Origin of the sequence: Streptomyces sindenensis (assembly GCF_014649035.1) — a bacterium.
Classification (GTDB): Bacteria; Actinomycetota; Actinomycetes; order Streptomycetales; family Streptomycetaceae; genus Streptomyces; species Streptomyces sindenensis.
In genome coordinates this window covers 180,805-202,709 of sequence record NZ_BMSG01000005.1, presented here as the reverse complement: position 1 = coordinate 202,709, position 21,905 = coordinate 180,805, and the positions used below count along the sequence as shown (strand labels likewise).

19 protein-coding genes and 1 pseudogene are annotated in these 21,905 nt (G+C 72.7%); 12 read left to right on the top strand and 8 right to left on the bottom strand.

Annotation, left to right across the window (positions count from 1 at the left end; translation table 11 throughout):
* Positions 1-24: 24 nt before the first annotated feature.
* A complete protein-coding gene (locus IE145_RS09165) occupies positions 25-666 on the bottom strand; it encodes a VOC family protein (RefSeq protein WP_189520419.1) in 642 nt (213 codons plus the stop codon).
* A 70-nt stretch (positions 667-736) separates the two neighbouring features.
* The gene (locus IE145_RS09160; protein ID WP_189520418.1) at positions 737-1,207 is read right to left on the bottom strand and encodes a hypothetical protein; all 471 of its coding nucleotides are present in this window, start codon (positions 1,205-1,207) and stop codon (positions 737-739) included.
* 272 nt (positions 1,208-1,479) lie between these two features.
* On the opposite strand from IE145_RS09160, the gene IE145_RS09155 reads away from it, so the two are divergent.
* Positions 1,480-2,307 (top strand): hypothetical protein, encoded by an 828-nt coding sequence (locus IE145_RS09155; RefSeq protein WP_189520417.1) that lies wholly within the window; start codon positions 1,480-1,482, stop codon positions 2,305-2,307.
* A 7-nt stretch (positions 2,308-2,314) separates the two neighbouring features.
* On the opposite strand, the gene IE145_RS09150 is transcribed toward IE145_RS09155, so the two are convergent.
* Together IE145_RS09150 and IE145_RS09145 are read right to left on the bottom strand one after the other, a co-directional pair.
* Complete coding sequence (locus tag IE145_RS09150) at positions 2,315-2,560, bottom strand: DUF397 domain-containing protein (protein WP_189520416.1); 246 nt, start codon at positions 2,558-2,560, stop codon at positions 2,315-2,317.
* A complete protein-coding gene (locus IE145_RS09145; RefSeq protein WP_189520415.1) occupies positions 2,557-3,435 on the bottom strand; it encodes a helix-turn-helix domain-containing protein in 879 nt (292 codons plus the stop codon). Before IE145_RS09145 ends, IE145_RS09150 begins: the two co-directional genes overlap by 4 nt.
* 153 nt (positions 3,436-3,588) lie before the next feature.
* Between IE145_RS09145 and IE145_RS09140 the strand changes: the two genes are divergently transcribed.
* Complete coding sequence (locus tag IE145_RS09140; RefSeq protein WP_189520414.1) at positions 3,589-4,050, top strand: ATP-binding protein; 462 nt, start codon at positions 3,589-3,591, stop codon at positions 4,048-4,050.
* 154 nt (positions 4,051-4,204) lie between these two features.
* Here IE145_RS09140 and IE145_RS09135 read toward each other — a convergent pair whose 3' ends face one another.
* The gene (locus tag IE145_RS09135) at positions 4,205-5,146 is read right to left on the bottom strand and encodes a LysR family transcriptional regulator (RefSeq protein ID WP_229825442.1); all 942 of its coding nucleotides are present in this window, start codon (positions 5,144-5,146) and stop codon (positions 4,205-4,207) included.
* Between the two features lie 283 nt (positions 5,147-5,429).
* Between IE145_RS09135 and IE145_RS09130 the strand changes: the two genes are divergently transcribed.
* Positions 5,430-6,659 carry a serine hydrolase domain-containing protein gene (locus IE145_RS09130; RefSeq protein ID WP_189520413.1) on the top strand — a complete coding sequence of 410 codons (1,230 nt, stop codon included), beginning with the start codon at positions 5,430-5,432 and terminating at the stop codon, positions 6,657-6,659.
* A gap of 62 nt (positions 6,660-6,721) precedes the next feature.
* On the opposite strand, the gene IE145_RS09125 is transcribed toward IE145_RS09130, so the two are convergent.
* On the bottom strand, positions 6,722-7,081 hold the full coding sequence (locus IE145_RS09125) for a GvpU-like protein (RefSeq protein ID WP_189520412.1): 360 nt from the start codon (positions 7,079-7,081) through the stop codon (positions 6,722-6,724).
* A 242-nt stretch (positions 7,082-7,323) separates the two neighbouring features.
* On the opposite strand from IE145_RS09125, the pseudogene IE145_RS09120 reads away from it, so the two are divergent.
* Positions 7,324-7,655: pseudogene (locus tag IE145_RS09120) on the top strand (VOC family protein); the annotation flags it as partial.
* Positions 7,656-7,987: 332 nt separating this feature from the next.
* The gene (locus tag IE145_RS09115) at positions 7,988-8,746 is read left to right on the top strand and encodes a hypothetical protein (RefSeq protein ID WP_189520411.1); all 759 of its coding nucleotides are present in this window, start codon (positions 7,988-7,990) and stop codon (positions 8,744-8,746) included.
* A gap of 34 nt (positions 8,747-8,780) precedes the next feature.
* On the opposite strand, the gene IE145_RS09110 is transcribed toward IE145_RS09115, so the two are convergent.
* Positions 8,781-11,291 carry a GTPase-associated protein 1-related protein gene (locus IE145_RS09110; RefSeq protein WP_189520410.1) on the bottom strand — a complete coding sequence of 837 codons (2,511 nt, stop codon included), beginning with the start codon at positions 11,289-11,291 and terminating at the stop codon, positions 8,781-8,783.
* 365 nt (positions 11,292-11,656) lie between these two features.
* Between IE145_RS09110 and IE145_RS09105 the strand changes: the two genes are divergently transcribed.
* From IE145_RS09105 to IE145_RS09080, 6 genes are all read left to right on the top strand, one after another.
* The gene (locus IE145_RS09105; protein WP_189520409.1) at positions 11,657-12,478 is read left to right on the top strand and encodes a hypothetical protein; all 822 of its coding nucleotides are present in this window, start codon (positions 11,657-11,659) and stop codon (positions 12,476-12,478) included.
* A gap of 8 nt (positions 12,479-12,486) precedes the next feature.
* Positions 12,487-14,667: a bifunctional serine/threonine-protein kinase/ABC transporter substrate-binding protein gene (locus IE145_RS09100; protein WP_189520408.1), complete on the top strand. Its 2,181-nt coding sequence runs from the start codon at positions 12,487-12,489 to the stop codon at positions 14,665-14,667.
* Position 14,668: 1 nt separating this feature from the next.
* Complete coding sequence (locus tag IE145_RS09095) at positions 14,669-16,972, top strand: bifunctional serine/threonine-protein kinase/ABC transporter substrate-binding protein (protein WP_189520407.1); 2,304 nt, start codon at positions 14,669-14,671, stop codon at positions 16,970-16,972.
* 294 nt (positions 16,973-17,266) lie between these two features.
* On the top strand, positions 17,267-18,295 hold the full coding sequence (gene tdh / locus IE145_RS09090) for an L-threonine 3-dehydrogenase (protein ID WP_189520406.1): 1,029 nt from the start codon (positions 17,267-17,269) through the stop codon (positions 18,293-18,295).
* A gap of 36 nt (positions 18,296-18,331) precedes the next feature.
* Complete coding sequence (locus IE145_RS09085; RefSeq protein WP_189520405.1) at positions 18,332-19,534, top strand: glycine C-acetyltransferase; 1,203 nt, start codon at positions 18,332-18,334, stop codon at positions 19,532-19,534.
* Positions 19,535-19,583: 49 nt separating this feature from the next.
* Positions 19,584-20,510 (top strand): LysR family transcriptional regulator, encoded by a 927-nt coding sequence (locus IE145_RS09080; RefSeq protein WP_069739914.1) that lies wholly within the window; start codon positions 19,584-19,586, stop codon positions 20,508-20,510.
* A 92-nt stretch (positions 20,511-20,602) separates the two neighbouring features.
* Here IE145_RS09080 and IE145_RS09075 read toward each other — a convergent pair whose 3' ends face one another.
* Positions 20,603-20,995 carry a VOC family protein gene (locus IE145_RS09075; RefSeq protein WP_073778806.1) on the bottom strand — a complete coding sequence of 131 codons (393 nt, stop codon included), beginning with the start codon at positions 20,993-20,995 and terminating at the stop codon, positions 20,603-20,605.
* Positions 20,996-21,098: 103 nt separating this feature from the next.
* On the opposite strand from IE145_RS09075, the gene IE145_RS09070 reads away from it, so the two are divergent.
* Positions 21,099-21,770, top strand: a complete 672-nt coding sequence (locus tag IE145_RS09070; RefSeq protein WP_189520404.1) for a nucleoside/nucleotide kinase family protein — start codon at positions 21,099-21,101, stop codon at positions 21,768-21,770.
* Positions 21,771-21,905: the final 135 nt, after the last annotated feature.

Sequence of the window (21,905 nt, the reverse complement as noted above, 5' to 3'; positions counted from 1 at the left end):
GCCCGGTCGCACGCTCCCGGTGGATCAGGACCGCGCGGCCTCCGAGCGGAAGCCGTCCGGGTCGGTGAACGTGCCACCGGTGGAGCCGATGACGATGCGGTGCGAGCCGGTGCCGTCGGCGGGCACACCCAGGTCCTTGGCCAGCGCCCGGTGCTTGTACAGCGCCAGCTTGACGGGGCAGCCGTCACCGGAGGTGAACTCGGCGTACTTCCCGCCGAAGCTCTTGGCCACGGTCAGACCCCGCCCCACGTAGAACTGCTTGGTGGCCTTCACGTCCTCGACACCGAGCAGCAGGACGACCTCGTCGATGTCGCGGGTGGCGGGCCCGGTGTCCTTCTTCGCCGAGGTCGCGATCTTCCAGATCGTCCCGTCCGGGGCCTGGACGACGCCGCCGTACCCCCACAGCGACTTCGTGGCGGGCTTCAGCACCGTGGCGCCGGCGCCGACGGCGGCGTCGACGAAACCGTCCACGGTGGCCGGGCCGGAGACCGTCAGGGCCAGGGTGAAGCCGCGAAAGCCGGTCGAGGCCGCTTCGGACGCCCGCACGGTGATGTATCTGTCCACACCGAAGGCGCTGTGGAAAAGGCGGGCGGCCGCGGGGTCGGCCACCTCAAGGGTGACGGAGGCGAGGGTCGTGGGGGCTGCGGAGGAAGTGGTGGTTGCCATGTCCTTCACGCTAGAGGCGGGGAGGCGGCCAAGGCTTCTCGAATCCTGACCGGTCCCGCCCCGCCCGCCGTCACTCCTGGCCGGGGCCCTCGGTCGCCTCCGACCGCAGCAGCGGGTGAATGACCCCCGGGAAGACGGTCGCCTGCACGACCTCCTCGGCCGACCCGCCCTTGACGACGGTCTCCGCGACGCCCCAGGGCCGCCCGGCCAGGTGGACGGTGAGGGTGTACGAGGAGGAGCAGCCGGTGCACTCGTAGCGGTCGGCCCAGGTCTCGACCTCGGTGGTGGAGCCCGGGTAGCGCTTCACGTGCCGGTGGCGGGCGTGGCAGTGGTCGCAGGTCTCGCCCGGCTCGCAGGTCCCGCCGCAGGGACAGGGCACGTCGAGCGAATCGGCGGGCGTCCAGCGCTGCACGAGGACGGCGTCGCGGGTGGCGGCGGTGTCCTTCATGGCCTTGAGATTGCGGGCGGCGACGTTGTACGACTCGCCGGTGGCGGCCATCCGGTCGCGGATGACGTCCTTGCGTCCACGGTTGGTCGTCATGGTGGGGCGGGTCCTCCTGGGTCTGGGTTCACGCAGCCCGTCAGGAGGCTCATGAGTCGTACGGATCTGCCTTTACGGTACCGGCCCGGCCCGCACGCTCCCGCCTCCCCCGTGCGGCGGAGGCGGATCGTCACACGGCGTGAGGTGCCGGGCCGGGCGGTGCGGCGGGTTCGGGGCATCACGACGACGGATTCTCCCTCGCCCGCTTCCCGGGTGCTGCCGCCTCGCGGTGGGCGGTACGCGCCGCGCAGGTCGTGGTCTACCGTGCCCGCATGTGCATATCGACAGGTGAGGCGGCGTTCTCCGGCACGATCCTGTACTGCGGGCGTCAGCACCACGGCGAGCACGGCCTCGTCCACGTCCTGGGCTACCAGAACACGGCGGTCAACCTGGCGGACGGGCCGAACGCCATGCTGCTGCATGTGCCCACCAGGCAGCTCACGCCGCAGCACTTCCTCTCGGCGGGGCGCTCCGCCGACGTCCTGCACCGCATGGTCTCCGCAGTGGAGGACGCTGTCGCGGCGGCCGACGGCATCGTGTGGATGAGTGCAAAACCGCAGGCGGCCGTCCAGGTCTTCGATCATGACGTCTACTCGGTGCTGCTGGCGGATGACCCCACCGCGATCCCCGCCGCACTGTGGCAGGTGCCGCCGCACCGGCGCCCCGATCTCGACCCGGAGCTCCTGGACTTCTACGCCGAGCACTTCCCGGACCACACCATCGTGGTGTGCTGTTTCGACAACGCCGAGGCGCGACGGGCCAAGCCCCTGCTGCTCCGGTACCAGCCCCTGGACCCCGACCGGCTGACCGTTCCGGCCCTGGACAGCCACACCGGCAAGGCACCTGACCTCGACGCCGCCGTGCCGGTGGACCACTGGGTGCTGTTCTCCACCGACGAGGCCGCCGCCGGCTGGGGCGCGCCCGTCGCGTACTCCGGGGGCATGCGCCACAACCTGCGCGAATTCCTTCCCGCGGCGGTCATCGGCCGGCACTACGGGGACGGGCAGGCCCTGCCGAACGGGGACTTCACCATCAGCCACCGCGACCTGCTCGGCGGCGACCCCTACCGCATCGAGCGCCTGCAGCCGACCCGTCGCTGACGGCTGGTCAGCCCTGGGCGGCGTACGCGAGGAAACGCGTCCAGGCGGCCGGGGCGAGGGCGAGCTGCGGGCTCTCGTCGAGTTTGGAGTCGCGTACGTGGACGGTGGAGGGGCAGGCGGCGACCTCGACGCAGGAGTCGCCGGAGCCACTGCTGTAGGTTGACTTGTGCCACTCCAGCGCGACTTCGACGCAGGAGTCGCCGTCGCCGCCGCTGTAACTGCTCTTGAACCAGGCCAGGTGTGTGGTGCTCATCTTGCTCCTCGCATCCGCCGCATCAGGCTCTTGGAGTCGTCCAACGAGAGAGCCTGTGAACGCATATTGGCACACCGCATCTGGAGTGCGCTGATCACTGCCGGGTCGGAGACGAACTGGCCGTACTTCTGTCCTTCCAGGTACCCGAACCACTGGTGTTCCTGCGTCTCCAGCAACTGCATCGGCCCGTCCAGGCCCGCGTGGTGATGCCGTACCAACGGCATGATCTGGATGTTGACGTTGCGCAGCTCGGTCAGATCAAGGATGTGGTCCAGCAGCTCCCTGGTGACCTCTTCGCCGCCCAAGTCGCGCAGGAACAGATGCTCTTCGAGGATGAAACTGAAGGAGGTGTTCGGCCGCTCGCGCAGCAGTTGCTGACGTTCCAGCCGAGCCGCGAGCTGGGCCTCGATCTGCTCGTCGGAGAGCGGTGGCAACTGGTCCGTGAACAGCGTCCGCGCATACGCAGGCGTCTGCAACAGCCCCGGAACCAACCGGCACTCGTACGTGTACAGGCTCAGCGCCGTCAGCTCCAGCTGTGCCCACTGCCGGAACCAGCTCGCCAGCCCCTTGCGCCGCGTCAGATGCTTTGCCGCCGCCAGAATCACGCCGAACGCGTCGAGCACGCTGTCCGCCCGTTCCGCGAAGTCCGGCGGTGGGAGGCGGCGGCCCTGCTCGATGGAGGCGACGGTCTCGGGTGAGTACCCGACGAGCGGGGCGAACTGCTCCTGCGTCAGCCTCGCCCGTTTGCGGAAGGTCTTGACCACCTCTCCGAACATCTTGAGGATGTACTGCGGTTCGGGTTCGCCGCTGCGACCGCCGCCGTTGCCGAAGGTCCCGTACGTCGTGCTGTCGATGCCGTCCGTGCCGTGCGTCATGTACGGCCACCTCCCCGTGCGCCTGTCCTGGTCCGAGACCCGTCCATGCTCACGGAACGTGACCCGTACCGTCTACCCTTCGCGCCCGTACGCTGACTGAGCGTACGGGTCGCTGACCTGGTGGACCGGGTCCGGGGCTCGGAATCTGGGGGCATGGAAGCGTCTACGAAGGCCCAACCCCCCGTAACCGTACGTGTGTTCAATCACCAATACCGCGCGGATCCTCATGGCGCCCGGCTCGCCCGCCGCGTCGGCCTCCACAAACTGCACACCTGGGGCATCCTGTACCTCAGTGACGCATCGGAGTCGGCGGCCCTGATCATCGGTGAGCTGGCGGCCAACGCGGCGACCCATGGCCGGGTGCCCGGCCGCAACTTCGAACTGCGGCTGGCGTACCTGCCGGGCGATCCGGCCGTGCCCGGCCTTCTGCGGATCGAGGTGTCCGACACGCGGGGCGAGCGGCGGCCGCCCGGCCCCGGTGAGATCACCGTGCCGGACGGCGGCTCCGACGGCGGGCGCGGCCTGCTCATCGTCGAGGCCCTGGCCGACCGCTGGGCGGTCTTCGACCGCAACCCGGGCAAGACGGTCCGTGCGGAGCTGGACCTGCTGTGCTGACGGGGTCCGGCGTGGGGCCGGCCGGTCGTGCGGTATCGGTCCGTGCCGTATCGGTTGTGCTGTTACTGATCGTTTCAGAACGAGGTGGTAGTCGTAGTCTCGGTCGGCGAACAGCCGGCCCGGCCGGTGCCGGGGCCTGCCGCGGACTCCGGGGTCAGCGCCGGAGCCGGTCCTCCCGGGCATGGAGGAGAGCGCCGGCCGCCTGGGTACGGAGCAGGTCGACGAAGGGCTCCACCAGCGGACCGGCACCGGCGGCGGGCAGCAGCACGCCGTAGTCCAGCGTCGGCGCGTCACTGATGGGGACGAAGGTGATGCCCGGTCGAGCGTGGTACTCCGCGGCCCGCGCCGCCACGATCGAGGCCCCGAACCCGGCGGCGACCATCACGGGGATCTCGTACCAGGAGGAGCAGGAGGGACCTCGCGGGATGGAGCGGCCCATGGGTGTGCGCTGAGGGAAGTGGGTGTCGACAGCGGCCTTCGATCGGATGGTGTCCAGCTCCAGCCGGATCATCGGCACGTCGGCCAGGTCTTCCAGGGACACCGCCGAGGCGCGGGCCAGCGGGTGGTCGGCGGGCAGCATCAGGGCCTTGGGCTCACGAAAGAGCACCGGTCCGGTGACGATGCCGGGTTCGAGCACGGGGAACTCCGCGATCTGCACGTGGACCTCGCCGCGCTGGATCGAGCCGTAGGGATCGGTGAACGGGATCTCCCTGGCCCGCACGGACCAGCCGGGGTACTGGGCCCGGAACGCGTCGCCCGCTCGCAGCAGCAGTTCGGCGCACCAGGGGGTCGTATAGCCGATGTGCAGCTCCCCTTCCGTGGCCCGCCCCTGGGCGGTGGCCCGTTCCAGGGCCTTGCGGATGCGCTGGTGCGCCGGCAGCAGCTCGTCGCGTAGCTGCTCGCCGAGCACGGTGAGACGCACGGTGCGGGACGTGCGCTCGAACAGCGGGGAGCCGATGCGGCGTTCCTGCTTCTTGATGACGTGGCTCACTCGGGACGGGGTGACGTGGAGGCGTTCGGCGGTGCGTCCGAAGTGCAGCTCCTCCGCCAGAGTCAGAAAAATCTCGATCTCGCGCAGCTCCATCGCCCGTCCCACCACCCCTTCCTGACGTGAACCTAATGGTCGACGGTGCGTTGACACAACGCGCATCGATGCGCCGACGGGCAACGGTGTCTTGTCGATCCGGCTGTTGATGGCCCTTCGGCCACGGGCCAGAGTGGTTCCGGCCAGGGCGCCGCGACCGCAGGCCGGATCGGGCCGCGCTGGGCACCCGTCACGGTCGCCGGTCTTCCTCTGCGTCGCTGGAGGTCGGTACGGTGCAGCAGCCGGCTCTGTACCCGTGTATCGCACGATCCCACTTACCCCAAGGAGCTTTCGGATGGGCCAGAACACCGGCGGTTTCACCAGGTCCGGGCTGCAGCGCGTACGCGACGTGCTGGTCCGGCACGTCGATTCGGGCAAGATCCCCGGCCTGGTGGCGCTGTTCAGCCGGGGCGACGAGACGCACGTCGAGACGATCGGCACGATGCGCCACCAGGGCGGAGAGCCGATGCGCCGGGACACGCTCTTCCGCATGGCCTCCACATCCAAGCCGGTCTCGATCGCGGCCGCGATGGTCCTGCTCGACGAGTGCCGGCTGCGCCTGGACGACACAGTGCGGGAGTGGTTGCCCGAACTCGCCGACCGGCAGGTGCTCAAGCGGATCGACAGCCCCGTCGACGACACCGTCGCCGCGCGACGGCCCATCACCGTACGGGACGTGCTGACCTCCACGTTCGGACTCGGCATGGATATGACGGTGCTCGGCACGCCCATCATGAGCGCGCTCTTCGAGCAGGGGATCACGCCCAACCTGCCGACACCGATGCCGGAGCCGGACGAGTGGATGCGCCGGCTGGGCGAACTGCCGCTGATGTACCAACCGGGCGAACGCTGGCAGTACCAGATCGCCAGCGACCTGGTCGGCGTGCTCGTCGAACGCGTCACGGGCCAGTCGTACGATTCCTTCCTGAACGAGCGCGTCTTCGGGCCGCTCGGTATGAAGGACACCGGTTTCCATGTGCCCGCCGACCAGGTGCACCGGCTGCCCCCGCTGTACGCCCCGGACCCGGAGAGCGGCGAGTTCCACGTGTGGGACGAGGCCGAAGGCGGACGCCACAGCGCCCCACCGTCGTTCCCGAGCGGCGGCGCCGGCCTGACCTCGACAGCCGACGACTATCACGCGTACTTCCGCATGCTGCTGAACGGCGGCACACACGGCAGCGAGCGGATCCTGTCCCGGCAGGCCGTCGAGTTGATGACCACCAACCGCCTCACTCCGGAGCAGCTGGCCGCCCGGACCAAACTGGCCCTGGACAACGTCCACATCTCATTCGGGCAGGGACAACAAGGCGGCTGGGGCCTCGGGATGGCCGTGCGCACCTACCGCGGCGACTACGCGCCTGCAGGCCAGTTCGGCTGGGACGGCGGCGCGGGCACCTCCACGTACGCGGACCCGGTCACCGGTCTCACGGGAATCCTGCTCACCCAGGTCGGCACGACCCTCCCCGCCCCGGTCCAGGTGATGAACGACTTCTGGACCACTCTCTATCAGGCGATCGACGACTGAGTCGGGTAGCCGGGTCACGTCTCCGTGACCCGGCTACCCGACTGAGAGGGTGCCGGGCGGGGTCAGTGGTCGGAGTAGCTGAAGTCGCCCATGGTCCAGGCGCTGACGTCATCGATGGCCACGCGGTACATCCCGCCGGTCTCCGGGATTCCCACCGAACCCTGGAGGATCCGCGCCACATGGAAATGCAGATGCGTGGGCGGCCCTTCCTTGCGCGTGGCGGAGGTGAAGACGGCGGCGAACTCGCTCAGCCGGTCCGAGTCCGCCAGGACCTCGGAGACCCGCTGCCTCCAGACGGACTCCGGGGCCAGGCGGCCGGTGATGACAGCGCCCCCGGTGACCACGGTCAGGGACATCTGGTTGCTGTGCCCGGACTCCACCAGGGCTGCGACAGCGGAGAGCAACTCGTCAGGCTTCGACATGAAAGAACATTCTAGTCGGCGGTTCCCCTCCCCGGCTGTCCGGTCGGAACCCGGACCTGCCGCGCCGAGGATCCCGGCGCAGCAGCCCCTGTCAGGCGCCGTCGCCGCGGTCGCCTTCTCCAGGCTCTGCCTGCCGCGGGGCGTGAGCTGCGCCCGAAGGACTTTCCCGACCGCCGCTTCCGCGGGCCTGACCACGTAGCCGTCCCGCTCCGGGGCCTGGAGCAGCACGTTCATGGTCTGCCGTGTCACGAACGCGCCGCGCGGCATCGCAGGCGTTCTACGAGCAGTACCTCGGCCTCGTCCGCTCGCAGGCAGGGCCTCCGCACGCCGACGTCCTCGAGACGAAGCCGATCGCGTTCGCACTCCGCGAGCTCGTCCCCGGCACGGACGTCGCGCCCGTCGCCCGGCCCGCGTCGGCGTGGCGCTCTGGTTCCACGCCACGGACGTGCAGGCCATCCACGACGCGCTCGCCGCCGCCGGCCACACCACCGTCTCGGCCCCCGTCGACGGCCCTTGCGGCCGGACGTTCACCTTCGCCGAGCCCGACGGCCACCACATCACCCTCCACGACCGCGTCCAAGGGGTTGGGTGGATGCCTTTCCTGGCTGAAATTGCACCGTTCTTTTCGGCGGCAATGCTGTCGTGCACCGGAACGGTGTCTTCCCGCTCTTGGACGGGCTAGGCTGCCGCGACATTCAGCGTCATGCCGAGAGCGGATTTTCTCCGCATGCTGCTCCATGGGAAGTCGGTAGGCGAAGCGGGGAACGGCATGCGATCGTTCGGACGGTATTTACGTGGTTCCCGAGGCACGTCGGCAGAAACAGCGCGTACCCCGCGTGCCCTCGGAAGCAGCAACGTGAGCGACATCGATGGCACCTGCTAAGCGAATGCGTGGCGTAATTCGTGATGAGACGTGCGCGTATCTTCGGTTTTCTGGGCTTCGCCGTCTCCGCCGTATTACTGGCGGGGTGTTCCGACAGTGCGGATACGGTGGTCGGACCGATTCGAGGTGAGGGCAAGGACCGTATGCCCAGTCGCACGGCCGAGGACTGGGTGACCTATGCGGACCATGTCGTCATCGCTTCACCGACCAAGGAAAGCGAAGTGGTTCCGAGCCGGAGCGAGATGGACCGGGGAGAGGGGATGATCGGCCGCGATGTGCGGATGAAGGTCGAGAAGGTGCTCTGGTCGAGAAGCGATCCGGCCCAGCCCGCACCGACAACCTGGCAACGCAGTTCATCGGGGTGGGTGTTCAAGGAGGGCGACCTCGACAACCGCACCGAATATGCCCTCGCTGAAAGGCCGCGCATCGAGTTGGGGCACCACTACATCATCGCGCTCGCCTGGCGGGGCGCCACCTGTTCCGAAGGTGACCCCGAGGAGCCGGCGCGCTGGGTCGGGCTCGGCGAGGGAAGCACGGTGCCGTACGACGACGACACCATCGGCCAGGGGGAGATGGAAGGCGGGGAGCAGTCGGCTGAAGAGGTCGCCGCCGCCCTGACCGGCTCCGACGATCCCGTGCCCCGGCTTGAGGACGAACTCGCCGGCAAGAGCGCCGATGCCCTCGTGGCGGCATTGAAGGCGGCGCGTCCCACCGTCGCGTCGCGTTCGGAAGCGCCCGCTGCCAGGGCTCTTGCCTCCAACTGCGAGCAAAGCGCAGGCTGACCGCCGCGCGCCGGCGAAGCCCTGCGCCCCCCTCTCACCCCCGCCGCACCCGTCCCGCGATCCGGCGGCCGAGGCGGCCCAGGGTGCTGACGCGGTTCCAGGCGCGGAAGGCGTCGGCCCGGCCGCTGCTGCCCGTGCGGCCCACCGTCGCCTCGACCTCCGCGACGTCCTCGGCCGGCATCGCGCGGACGGCGGGGCGCAGGACCTCCTCCAGGAGGGCGGCGGCCATCGGGGGCCAGGTGCGGCCCGCGTGCGGGTGGGCGGTCCAGACGGAGAAGCAGTCCGCCGCGTAGGCGGGCTGGGCGCGCAGCCGGGTCCGTACGGCTTCCGTCCGGGCGGTGCGGTCGTACGCGGCGATCAGGTCGGGGTCGTCGCCGTGGACGAAGTCGTACAGCTCGGCACCCGGGCGGTCCGGGGCCAGCAGGCGTTCCACCAGGGCCGCGTACGCCCGTTCCCGGAGCGCCGGCTCGACCGGCTCCGCCTGGGCGCACAGCGTGCGGACCCGCTCCGCCCAGCCGGGGTCCGGTGCGCCCGTGCGCAGTTCGCGGACCAGGTCCAGCAGGAGGAGACCGGCCCGTTCACGGCCGCCGATCTCGGTCGGGAAACCGCGCAGGAGGTCGTGGGCGAGGGAGGCCGCCTCGTCCGTGCCGGCGGCGGAGGCGCTGAGCGCCGCGTCGACCAGGCGGGCCCACGTACCGGCCGCGCGGTGCGAGTCGGAGGTGGCCGCCTCCAGCAGCAGGCGGGCCTCCGCCACCGTCGGGGCGCGGTCCTCCCAGACCAGGCCCACCGCCGTGCGCAGCACCAGCGGCTCGGCGAAGGGGGAGAGGCCCGCCGCCCGCAGCACCCGGTGCCACACCGCCGCCCGGTCACCGCCCAGCGTCGCCATCGCGCCCGGCACCTCGGCGCACATCCGCAGATGCGGCAGTGCCTGCGTACCCGTGAACGGCAGCGTGACCCGTTCCAGGAACCGGGCCACCGCCCCGGGGTCCTGCGGCGCGATCCGGTCCAGTGCGCCGAGCAGCGCCGTCCGCACCTCGAACTGCTCGTCCAGCAGCTCCAGCAGGGCCGGTGCGAAGTCCGGCAAGCCCTCGGCCCCCGCCCTCGACTCCTCCCCTGCCGCCGCCTCTGCCAGCACCGCCGGCGCCAGGCGGTCCACGATCTCCGGCAGCGCATCCGTGCGGTCCACGCCCAGCAGCCGCGCCACCCGCAGCAGTTGTACGGTTCGCGCGACCGATCGGGGCCCGGTCGTGTCGCCGAGCTCGGTCAGGATCTCCGGGGCGAGCCGCTCCGCGACCGCCGCGCCCTCCGGCCCCATGAACGCGTCCCGGCGCGGCAGTTCCAGCGAGCCGTTGCCGCCCCGTACCGCCTCGGTGACCAGCATCGCCGCGAGCGGCGCGGTGACCGAGGCCGGGCAGCGGCCCTCCAGCGCGCCGAACAGCCGCCCGGCCGCGTCGAATTCGGGTCCGGTTCGGTCGTCGATACCGGGAGAGGTGAGGGCCTCGATCAACTGGCCGGTGCGCTTCGCGTCCAGGGCGTACGGGCGGTCCGCCGCCCAACCGGCCGCCGCCGCACGTCCGTCCGGGGCGAGCGCGATCCCCGCGCAGAGCGCCGTCACCGCCAACGGGCCTGCCGCGAACGGCTCGCCGGGAAGCTCGCGCGCCTCCCCGAACAGCTCCGGGGACCGGCTCCGCCAGACCCGGGCCGCCGTCGTCGCCCACACGTCGTCCGTGCCGCCGCCCGGCGGGGGCTGCTCCGCGCACTCGTGCACCCGCAGTCCCGCCGCCCGCGCCGCCGCCGCGTCCTCGGGCAGCACGCCCACCACCCGCGCCGCCGAACTCCCCGGCCGCCGCGTGTACGTGGTGAACGTCAGCCGCTCCGCGCTCTCCCTCGGCAGGGTCACGGACGCGATCCCCAGCCACCGGGCCACGTCCGCGCACTGCCGCTCCACCAGCACCACCGGCCGCCCGCCGGACTCCGTCGGCCCGCTCGCCCGGCGCAGATCCGCCAGGACGGCCGCCAGCCAGGGGCCGCGCGAGACGGCGAAGTCGTCCAGGCCCTCCGAGACCGCCGTCGGGCCCGGCGGCAGTGTCAGCGGGTCCGGTATCGCCCCGGCGGGCGTCGTCGACACCCACAGCGGCGAGCGCCACGCCTCGACCGGCAGCCGGTCGCCCGGCAGCGGAACCCCCGGCGGCAGATGCACCGCGTGCGCATGGAACCGGATGCCCTGTCTGGGCCCCGGCCCTGCCCCCCTCGCCGCGTCGCCGCCGCTGCCGCCACCGGTGTCCCGTACCGGCGCCGACCGGGACACCAGACGGCTGCCGTCGGAGAGGACGGCGTACGTGAACGACTGTGGCAGTGAGCGCAGTTCACCGTCCGACGGGCGGTCGGCGACGCCCTCGGGAAGCTCGTAGCGCACCAAGGGCTCGATCTCCGTCAGCAGAGCAGCCGACACCCCGGGCCCGACCGCCGTGAACCGGCCCGCCGGCCCTTCGGACCCTTCGGCCCCCGGAGCGGCGGAGGTGTAGTGCACCTGTGCAAGGCTCATCTGTCGGCCCTCTTCGTCCTGCCGCGCCCGGTCCCCGTGCCTGCCCCCGTACGGCTGGGTCGGGGGAGAAGTCCGCAGCCGCGGGGGCGACGCTATCAAGGACGGGGAGGTATTCCCTACGCTGTGTCAGGCCCCGGCCTCAGGTCGGGCCGAGGCCCCGCGCGAGGTCGGCCCGAGGCCGGGCCGGACGCCCTCGCCGAGCACATCGCCGCCTTCCTGGCCGAGACGGCCGGCATCGTCGTCCGGGTGGCCCCGGGGCGGTGCCGTCCGGGTCCCGGCGCTGTAACAGTCCCCTAACAGCCCTGCCGGCCACGCCGGTCGAATTTATGATCGACACGGCGTCGAGGAGGAACGGGGGAATCGCTGTGACCTGTCATGTGCCCTTAAGAGGGGGCGAGTTCGGTCTGGCATTGGCTTTGACGACCGTGCTACTCGTCGGCTGTTCCGGCACGGCGGACGGTCCGGGGAAAGCCGGAGAGCGGGACGCGTCGGCCGGCGCGAGCGCGGACGCCGGTGACACCGCTGCCGGGCCGTCGCCCGAGGAGTCGTTCGTGCCCGATCCCGCCCGGCTCCCCCGCACCGGGGCCGAGGCGCGCGACCTCATCGACCGCGTCATCGCCGGGCCCGACAGCTTCGGCGCCAAGGTGGTGAAGCGGAGCCCGTACGAGAGCGACCCGGACACCTGGCCCGTGCTCGGCGAGGACTGCGTCTGGCAGCAGCGGAAGCCCGCCCGCAGCGTCCTGGCCACCCTCACACGGTCGTTCGAGGCGCCGGCCGAGGCGGGCAAGGGGCCGGTGCGCCTCGCCGCGGTGGTCACCGTGCACCGCACCCGTGAGGACGCCACCTGGGAGATGGCGGAGTCGATCGAGGAGACCATGCGCTGCCCCACCCAGCAACTGCGCAAAGGCGAGACGATCGGATCCATGGTCGCCGCGGCGCTCCTCGGCGGCGAGAGCGCCCAGAACAGCTCGGAGGACTTCCTCAGCGAGGTGGGGAAATACCAGAGCTCCGAACTGGGCGGGCCGCACCACTACTCCTGGCAGCAGGCGCAGACCCTCCAGTTCACCGTCGCCGTGACCGGCAAGGGAGCCGAGGGCCGCACCACGAAGGAGATCGACAGGTTCGTCAATGAGGCGCAGGGAGTCATGCTCTCCCGGCTCGAGAACGCCGTCGAGAAGCAGAGCTGAGGCCGGGCATGGACGATCTGCGACCCACTGATCCCGCCCGTGTCGGCGGCCACCGGCTCCTGGGCCGCCTCGGAGCGGGCGGCATGGGTGTCGTCTACCTCGGGCGGACCGATGCCGGTGCGCTCGCCGCCGTCAAGGTGATCCTGCCCGAACTCGCGGAGGACGAGGATTTCCGGACCCGCTTCCGGCGCGAGGCCGAGGCCGCCCGCCGGGTCGACAGCCCCTGGGCCGTACGGGTGACCGATGCTGACACCGAGTCCGAACGCCCCTGGCTCGCCACGGAGTTCGTTCCCGGACCGACCCTTTCCGACGTCGTCGCGCGGCGCGGACCGCTGCCCGTGCGCAGTGTCGCGGTCCTGGGCCGGCTGCTCTCCCGCGCCCTGGCCGCCGTGCACGGTGCCGGGCTTGTCCACCGCGACGTCAAGCCGGGCAACGTCCTGCTGACGGCCGACGGCCCCCGGCTGATCGACTTCGGGATCGCTCGCGCGGCCGACGCCACCGTCCTGACCGCCACCGGACTCGTCGTCGGCACCCCCGGCTTCCTGCCGCCCGAGCAGGCGTCCGGCAACACCGCGGGCTCGGCCGGGGACGTCTTCTCGCTCGGCTGCCTCCTCGCGTACGCGGCCACCGGCCGGCCGCCGTTCGGCAGCGGAGCGGTCGACGCGCTGCTCTACCGGACCCTCCACGACGAGCCCGACCTCGACGGCATCGAGGAGCCGTGGCTCCGGGGACTGCTGCAACGGTGCCTGGCCAAGGAACCCGCCGAACGGCCGGAAGCCGCCGCTCTCGACGGGCTGATCACCGAGGACGTGCCGGCCGGGGAGCGAGCGGACTGGCTGCCCGAGGACATCGTCCGGATCATCGCGGACCGGTCCGCCGCCCTGCTGGCCCTGCCCGGCATCGACGCCACCGTCGCCGAGGAGCCCGGCCCGCCGGAACCCGCCCCCGGCCGACGGCGCTTCCTGCTGCTCACGGCGGGCGGCGCGGTGGCCCTCGGCGCGGGTGCGTTCGCCGCCCTGCGGATCGGCGCCGACGGGACCGGCGGCAACGCCGACGGCGCACCGGGCGGGCGCCGCTGGATCATCGGTGTACACGCCGACCTGACGGGGCCGCAGAGCGCCGCCGGGCGAGCCCAGGAACGTGGCGTCCGGCTTGCCGTGGACCGCTTCAACGCCCTCGACGACCGGCCCTTCCGGCTCGCGGTGAAGGTCCTCGACGACGCGGGGGACCCCACCCGCTCCGCGCAGGTCGCCGAGCAGTTCGCCGGCGACCCGGAGGTCGCCGCGGTCATCGGTCCCACGAGCGACGTCACGGCCGCGGCGGCGCTGTCCCGGTATGACGAAGCGACCCTGCCGGTGCTGACGGTGTCCGCCCTCCAGATTGCCTTTCCGGACCGGGCCAACGCCTCCTTCTTCCAGGCCGGCCCCTCCTACGCGTCCCTCTCGATCCCCATCGTCAACCGCCTCCTGCTGCGCCCCGAGGTCGAGCGGCTGGGCATCCTGATCGACCGGGCCGGCGGACAGGCGGCGTACCAGGCGGGCTACGCGACGAACCTGATGACGCCCAACCTCACCACCGGTACCACCCACCCCCGGGTGGTGCCCGCCGGGACGAGCGTCTTCGACCCGGTCGTCGCCGACCTGCTCTCCCACCGCAGCGACGCCGTCTTCTACGCCGGTGACGCGACCGGCGCCTCCCGGGTCGCCCGCATCCTGGCCGACCTCTCCTACACCGGACCGCGCATGGCCCAGCACACCGTCATGGGGCCGGAGTTCCTGAAACAGGCGGGGGCAGCGGCCGACGGCTGGGAGTTCATCGCCCCGTTCACCGACGCGAGCGCCCCGGCCGCCGCGACGTTCGCCGCCGCCCACAGCAAGCGCTTCGGCGCCGCCCCCGCCGCCTGGTCGGCCGAGGCGTACGACGTGGCGGGGCTCGTCGCCCGCGAGCTGGCCGCCCTGGCCGACGGCGCGGCCAAGAGCACGAAGCCGAGCGCCGGTCCCTCCGGGGCGCCCCGCCCCACCCGCCCCCAGCTCACCGCCGCGATAGCCGCCTCCCGGTACGAGGGGGTCTCGCGCAGCTACGCGTTCGACGAGGAGCGGCAGCAGCTCGTCGGCCAGGACGCGCACCTGTACCGGGTGAAGGACGGACGCCTGGACTACCTCGGCCCGGCCCCGAAACCGAAGAGCTGACGTGCGGCCCCTCACCTCCGAGGACCCCCGTGCCGTCGGTCCGTACCGCACCCTCGTCCGGCTCGGCGCGGGCGGCATGGGCGTGGTCTACCTGGCGCGCTCGGCGGGCGGGACGCTCGTCGCCGTCAAGGTGATCCGCGCCGAGCACGCCGCCGACCCGGCGTTCCGGGCCCGCTTCCGGCGCGAGGCGGAGTCCGCCACCCGCATCACCGGCCCGTGGGTCGTTCCGGTGCTCGGCGCGGACACCGAGGCCCGCGAGCCGTGGCTGGCGACCGCGTTCGTCCCCGGGCCCTCGCTGGCCGAGGTGGTCGGCGCGAGGGGCGCGCTGCCCACGGCCACCGTCCGGGCGATCGGCAGCCGGCTGGCCTCGGCTCTCGTCGCGGTCCACCGGGCCGGGCTGATCCACCGCGACGTCAAACCGGACAACGTGCTCCTCGCCCTCGACGGCCCCCGCCTCATCGACTTCGGGATCGCCCGCCACGAGGGCGCCACGGCGCTCACCGCCACCGGCGCGGTGATCGGCACGCCCGGCTACCTCGCCCCCGAACAGGCGTCGGCCGGGTCGGTGGGACCGGCGTGCGACGTGTTCTCGCTCGGCTGCGTCCTGGCGTACGCGGCGACGGGCCGGCGACCGTTCGGCGAGGGCGGAGCGGCCGGAGTGCTGTTCCGCACGGTCCACGAGGAGCCGGACCTGACGGGCGTGCCGCCCGGACTGTTGCCGCTGCTCGCCGCCTGCCTCAGCAAGGACCCGGCCACCCGGCCGTCGGCGGGGCGGATCGGCGACGAGCTGGAGGCGGCCGGGGGAGCGGACAGCGACCGGACGGGGAAGAGCCCGCCGGATCCGCGAGTGGCCTGGGCTCCCGGCGGGGCTGCGGGGACGCCCCTGGGCGGGGGCGGCGGAGCCTTCGGGACGGCTCCCGACGGAGCTGCCGGGACCGCCCCGGACAGGGCCCCGCCCCAGGAGCCGGACACCGCCCCGCACGCGGGGGACTGGTTCGCGCCGCCCGGCCTCGCCGCGCTGATCGCGGAACGTTCGGCGCAGGCCCTCGCGCTGCCGGATCCCGAGCCGCCGCCCGCCCCCGTCGCCCCGGGCGAGGACGAAGCGGCACCCGCGAAGGGCCTGACGCGACGGCGGCTCCTGATCGCCGGAGCCGCCGGAGGTGTCGTGGTCACCGGCGGCTCCACCGCGGCCTGGCTCGCCCGGCGGCGGTCCGCCCGGGCCGCGTCGGGCTCCGGCACACCGCCCACGTACACGATCGGGCTCCATGCCGACCTCAGCGGCCCCGGCCGCGCCGCCGGGCTGGCGCACCAGCGTGGCGTACGGCTCGCGGTCGCCGATCACAACGCCCGAACCGATACGGCGTTCCGCCTCGCCCTGCGGACCGAGAACGACGCCGGCGACCCGCGACGGGCCTTGCGGGCGGCCGGTCTGCTGGGGTCCGGCCCCGAGGTCATCGCCGCGGTCGGGCCGACCGGCGCCGTGCTGGCCGAAGACGTCGTCCAGCGGTACGCCGAGGCACGGCTCGCCCTCGTCGTCGTCGCGGCAGGCTCCACGACCGCGTCCGAAACGGCCGCCCACCTCTGCGTGACCCGCCCGTACGACCGCATGCTCGCTCCGGGACTCATCAGCTACGTCGTCCACACCCGTCCCGCCGAGCGCGTCCTCCTCGTCCAGGACCACACCGGCCTCGGCGGAGAGCTGGCCGGCGACTTCCGCGAGGCCGTGCCCGCGGACACCACCGTCATCACCCAGGCACTGCCACGGGGCGACACGGGCTACGGTGCGGCCGCCCGGAAGGCCGTGACCAGCAGGGCGGACGCCGTGGTGCTCGCGAGCGGCGATGCGGCCCGGGCCGCCCGCCTCGCCACCGCACTGGCGGACGAGGACTACTCCGGTACCCGGATCGCCGCCGGACCCGCCCTCGGGCCCGCCTTCCTCACCGGCGCGGGCGCCGCCGCCGACGGCTGGGTCTTCGCCGAGGCGTACGCCGACCCCGCGGCCCTCCCGTCGGCCAGGACGTTCACCGCCGACCACCGCAGGCGCTTCGGCGCGCCCCCGGCCACGTGGGCCGCCGAGGCGTACGACGCGGTCGGTCTGATCGCCCGCGCCGCCGGGGCCGCCGCAGCCCCGGGGTCGGTGCGCGGGGGCATGGCCCGGCTGATCCGCGGTACCGAGCACCGGGGGATCGTGCGTCCGCTCGCCTTCCGTCCGTCGATCCGCCAGGTGCGGTACGAGAACGGGATCTTCCTCTACCGGATCGAGCAGGGCCGCCCCCGCTTCCTCGGCCCGTTCGGCGAGCTGTGACCGAGGAAACGAAGCCCGGAGAGCGGCAGCGGTCGGTGAAGCCACGGCCAGGTGTGAAGATCTCCTGCGGCGGTGCTTAAGAAATCCTCGATGGACCCGGGGCACCGCCGTACGGCAGCCTTTTCGGTGACGGCCGGGGACGGCGCGTGGAGCTTTCCGAGATGCTCCGTCCCGTCCGGCCGAACCCCCACCATGGGGGGTGACACCCAAGACCACCCCGGGCCGCAGGGTTCCTCCGACATGCCCCGCGGCCCGGGGTATTCACTCGCGTACCGACGTCAGGGAGCCACAGCCGTGAAGGCACTCGTCAAGCAGAAGGCCGAGCCCGGACTGTGGCTGATGGACGTGCCGGAACCGGAGTACGGCCCCACCGACGTCCTGATCAAGGTTCTGCGCACCGGTATCTGCGGCACCGACCTGCACATCCGCGCCTATGACGGCTGGGCCCAGCAGGCGGTCACCACCCCGCTGATCCTCGGCCACGAGTTCGTCGGCGAGGTCGCCGCGACCGGCTCCGACGTCACCGACATCGCCACCGGCGACCTGGTCAGCGGCGAGGGCCACCTCGTCTGCGGCAAGTGCCGCAACTGCCTCGCCGGCCGCCGCCACCTCTGCCGCTCCACCGTCGGCCTCGGGGTCGGCCGGGACGGGGCGTTCGCGGAGTACGTGGTCCTGCCCGCCTCGAACGTGTGGGTGCACCGGGTCCCCGTCGACCTCGACATCGCGGCGATCTTCGACCCGTTCGGCAACGCCGTGCACACCGCGCTCTCCTTCCCGCTGGTCGGCGAGGACGTCCTGATCACCGGCGCCGGCCCGATCGGCATCATGGCCGCCGCCGTCGCCCGGCACGCCGGCGCCCGCAACGTCGTCATCACCGACGTCAGCGAGGCCCGCCTCGCCCTCGCCCGCAAGGTCGGCGTCAGCCTCGCGCTGAACGTCGCGGACCGCACCATCGCGGACGGGCAGCGCGAACTCGGCCTGCGCGAGGGCTTCGACATCGGCCTGGAGATGTCCGGCCGCCCCGAGGCGATGCGCGAGATGGTCGCGAACATGACGCACGGCGGCCGGATCGCCATGCTCGGCCTGCCCGCCGAGGAGTTCGCCGTCGACTGGGCCCGCGTCGTCACCTCGATGATCACCATCAAGGGCATCTACGGCCGCGAGATGTACGAGACCTGGTACGCCATGTCCGTCCTGCTGGAGGGCGGCCTCGACCTCAGCCCCGTGATCACCGGCCGGTACGGCTTCCGCGACTTCGAGGCGGCCTTCGACGACGCGGCGAGCGGACTCGGCGGCAAGGTCATCCTCGACTGGACCGCCTGACCTTCGAACCTCTCCTCGCATCCTTAAGGAACCCGCATGTTCGACTCCGTACGCGACGATCTGCGCACCACCCTCGACGAGATCCGCGCCGCCGGGCTGCACAAGCCCGAGCGCGTGATCGGCACCCCGCAGTCCGCGACCGTCGAGGTCACCTCCGGCGGCCGCCCGGGCGAGGTCCTCAACTTCTGCGCCAACAACTACCTCGGCCTCGCCGACCACCCCGACGTCGTCGCCGCCGCCCACGAGGCGCTGGACCGCTGGGGCTACGGGATGGCCTCGGTCCGCTTCATCTGCGGCACCCAGGAGGTCCACAAGGAGCTGGAGCAGCGGCTCTCGGCCTTCCTCGGCCAGGAGGACACGATCCTCTACTCCTCCTGCTTCGATGCCAACGGCGGTGTCTTCGAGACCCTTCTCGGCCCCGAGGACGCGGTCATCTCCGACGCCCTCAACCACGCCTCCATCATCGACGGCATCCGGCTCTCCAAGGCCAAGCGCCACCGTTACGCCAACCGCGACATGGCCGAGCTGGAGACGCAGCTCAAGGAGGCGTCCGGGGCCCGCCGCCGCCTCATCGTGACCGACGGCGTCTTCTCCATGGACGGTTACGTCGCCCCCCTCCAGGAGATCTGCGACCTGGCCGACCGCTACGACGCCATGGTCATGGTCGACGACTCGCACGCCGTCGGCTTCGTCGGCCCCGGCGGCCGCGGCACGCCCGAGCTGCACGGGGTGATGGACCGGGTCGACATCATCACCGGCACCCTCGGCAAGGCGCTCGGCGGAGCCTCCGGCGGCTACGTCGCGGCCCGCGCCGAGATCGTCGCCCTGCTGCGCCAGCGCTCGCGCCCGTACCTCTTCTCCAACACCCTCGCCCCGGTCATCGCCGCCGCCTCCCTCAAGGTCATCGACCTGCTGGAGTCCGCCGGGGACCTGCGCGAGCAGCTCGCCGCCAACACCGAGCTGTTCCGCACCCGGATGACCGCGGAGGGCTTCGACATCCTCCCCGGCGACCACGCCATCGCCCCCGTCATGATCGGCGACGCGGGCAAGGCGGGCCGGATGGCGGAACTGCTCCTGGAGCGCGGTGTGTACGTGATCGGCTTCTCGTACCCCGTCGTCCCGCAGGGCGCGGCCCGCATCCGGGTCCAGCTCTCGGCCGCCCACTCCACCGCCGACGTGAACCGCGCCGTGGACGCGTTCATCGACGCCCGGTCCGCGCTGGAGGCGGAGGCCGCCTGACACGTCCGACCCGGTCGGTGGTTCCGCCGCCACCTGGGACAATGGGCACATGATCGATGCGCGGCGGCTGCGAATCCTCCGTGCGGTGGCCGACCACCGCACGGTGACCGCGGCCGCCGCCGCGTTGTACCTGACCCCCTCCGCCGTCTCCCAGCAGCTCGCCGCCCTGGAGCAGGAGACCGGCCACCGCCTCGTCGAACGCGGCGCGCGCGGGGCCCGGCTCACCGCCGCCGGGGAGATCCTGCTCAGCCACACCAACCTGGTCCTCGCCCAGCTGGAGCGGGCCGAGGCGGAGCTGGCCGACTACAGCGCGGGCATCGCCGGTACGGTCACGGTCGCCGCGTTCGCCACCGGCATCGGCCTCGTCCTCGCCCCCGCCCTCACCGAGCTGGCCCGCACCGCGCCCGGCATCCGGGTCAAGGTCCAGGACGCGGAGGGCGACGCGAGCGTCCCCATGGTGCTGGACCGGCAGGTGGACGTGGCGGTGGCCGTCGAATACCGGGGCGCGCCCGCCGAGGACGACCGCCGGCTCACCCGCGTCCCGCTGTACTCGGAGCCGTTCGACGCGGTGCTTCCCGTGGGCCACCGCCTCGCAGGCCAGGCCCAGGTGGCGGTCGCCGACCTGGCGAAGGACCCGTGGATCGGTCCGTACCCGGGCAACCCCTGCCACGACGTGGTGGTCCTGGCCTGCGAGTACGCCGGTTTCGCCCCGCGCCTCGATCACTCGTCCGACGACTTCCACGCCGTGGTCGCCCTGGCCGGGGCGGACGCCGGGGTGGCGCTGGTGCCCCGCTCCGCGCTGCGCGGGATGGAGCTGACGGGGGCCGTCGTCCGCCCGGTCGAGGGCAGCGCCCCCACCCGCCGGGTCTTCGCCGCCGTACGCCAGGGGGCCGAGGGCCATCCGCTGATCCGGCCGGTGCTGGACGCGATGGAGGCGGTGGCCGTACGCGAGGCGGGGCTGGCTGCCCGGTCCTGACGCCGGGGTTCCAGGTCGTCGCCGCCACGGGGATGGACCCGTCGTCGGAGGGCGTCCGGCCGCGCCTCGGCCGTGGGCCGAAAGGCGACTGCTCAGCCGGCCGGCTGGAGCAGATCCCACCGGTTGCCGTACAGGTCCTCGAAGACCGCGACCGAGCCGTACGTCTCGTGGCGCGGCTCCTCCAGGAAGCGCACCCCGGCCGCGCGCATCCGCGCGTGGTCGGCCGCGAAGTCCTCGGTGTGCAGGAAGAAGCCGACCCGGCCGCCCGTCTGCGCCCCCACGGCCCCGGCCTGCGCCTCGTCCTTCGCCCGGGCCAGCAGCAGCCCCGTGCCGTCCGCCGCCCCGCGCGGGCGCACCACCACCCAGCGGGTGCCGTCGCCCCGGTCGGTGTCCTCCACCAGCTCGAAGCCGAGCGCGTCGCGGTAGAACGCGAGCGCCTCGTCGTAGTCGCGGACGACCAGGGTGACCAGGGCGATGTGGGACATGGGGGGCCTTTCGGAGGCTCGGCGGGGGCGGGGAGTCCGGGAGCGATGAAGTTATACGTAACACTAGCGCGTCGGTCCCCGGCCGCCGGGCACAATGCGCCGCATGGACTTCGTGGACGCTACGACCACCGGCGGCCGGGCCGCGCTGAACGACCGGGCCCGCGCCCTCGCGGACACCGGACAACGGTGCATCCTCGGGATCGCGGGCCCACCCGGAGCCGGGAAGTCCACTCTGGCGGACCGGCTGGTCGCGGCCCTGGACGGACGCGCCGCCCTCGTCCCGATGGACGGCTTCCATCTCGCCGCCGCCGAACTGGACCGCCTCGGCCGCGCCGACCGCAAAGGCGCGCCCGACACCTTCGACGCGGTTGGGTACGCGGCCCTGCTGCGGCGGCTGCGGACGCCGGACCCGGTGCACGCGGTCTACGCCCCGGCCTTCGACCGGTCCCTGGAGGAGCCGGTCGCGGGGTCGCTGCCCGTCCCGCCGGACGTCCCCCTCGTCGTCACCGAGGGCAACTACCTGCTGCTCGACGACGGGCCCTGGGCCCCGGTGCGCGGGCTGCTGGACGAGGTGTGGTTCCTGGACCTCGCCCCGGACGTGCGGGTACGCCGGCTTGTCGACCGCCATGTGCACCACGGCAGGCTCCGGCGCGACGCGGAGGAGTGGGTGGCCCGGTCCGACGAGGCGAACGCCCGGCTGGTGCTGCGGGGCCGCGCACGGGCGGACCTGATCGTGCGGCTGCCCGACGGGCGACGACCGGCGGCCGGCGACTGAAGGCTGACGGCCCGACAGGCACGCGGATCCGGAAGCCGGAAGCCGGTCACGAACACGCCGGCGCCTGACACGCGCCCGGAAGTCGGTCGCGTACGCCCTGCCCGGCGGGCAGGATGCTGTGTGCCGTGTCGCACC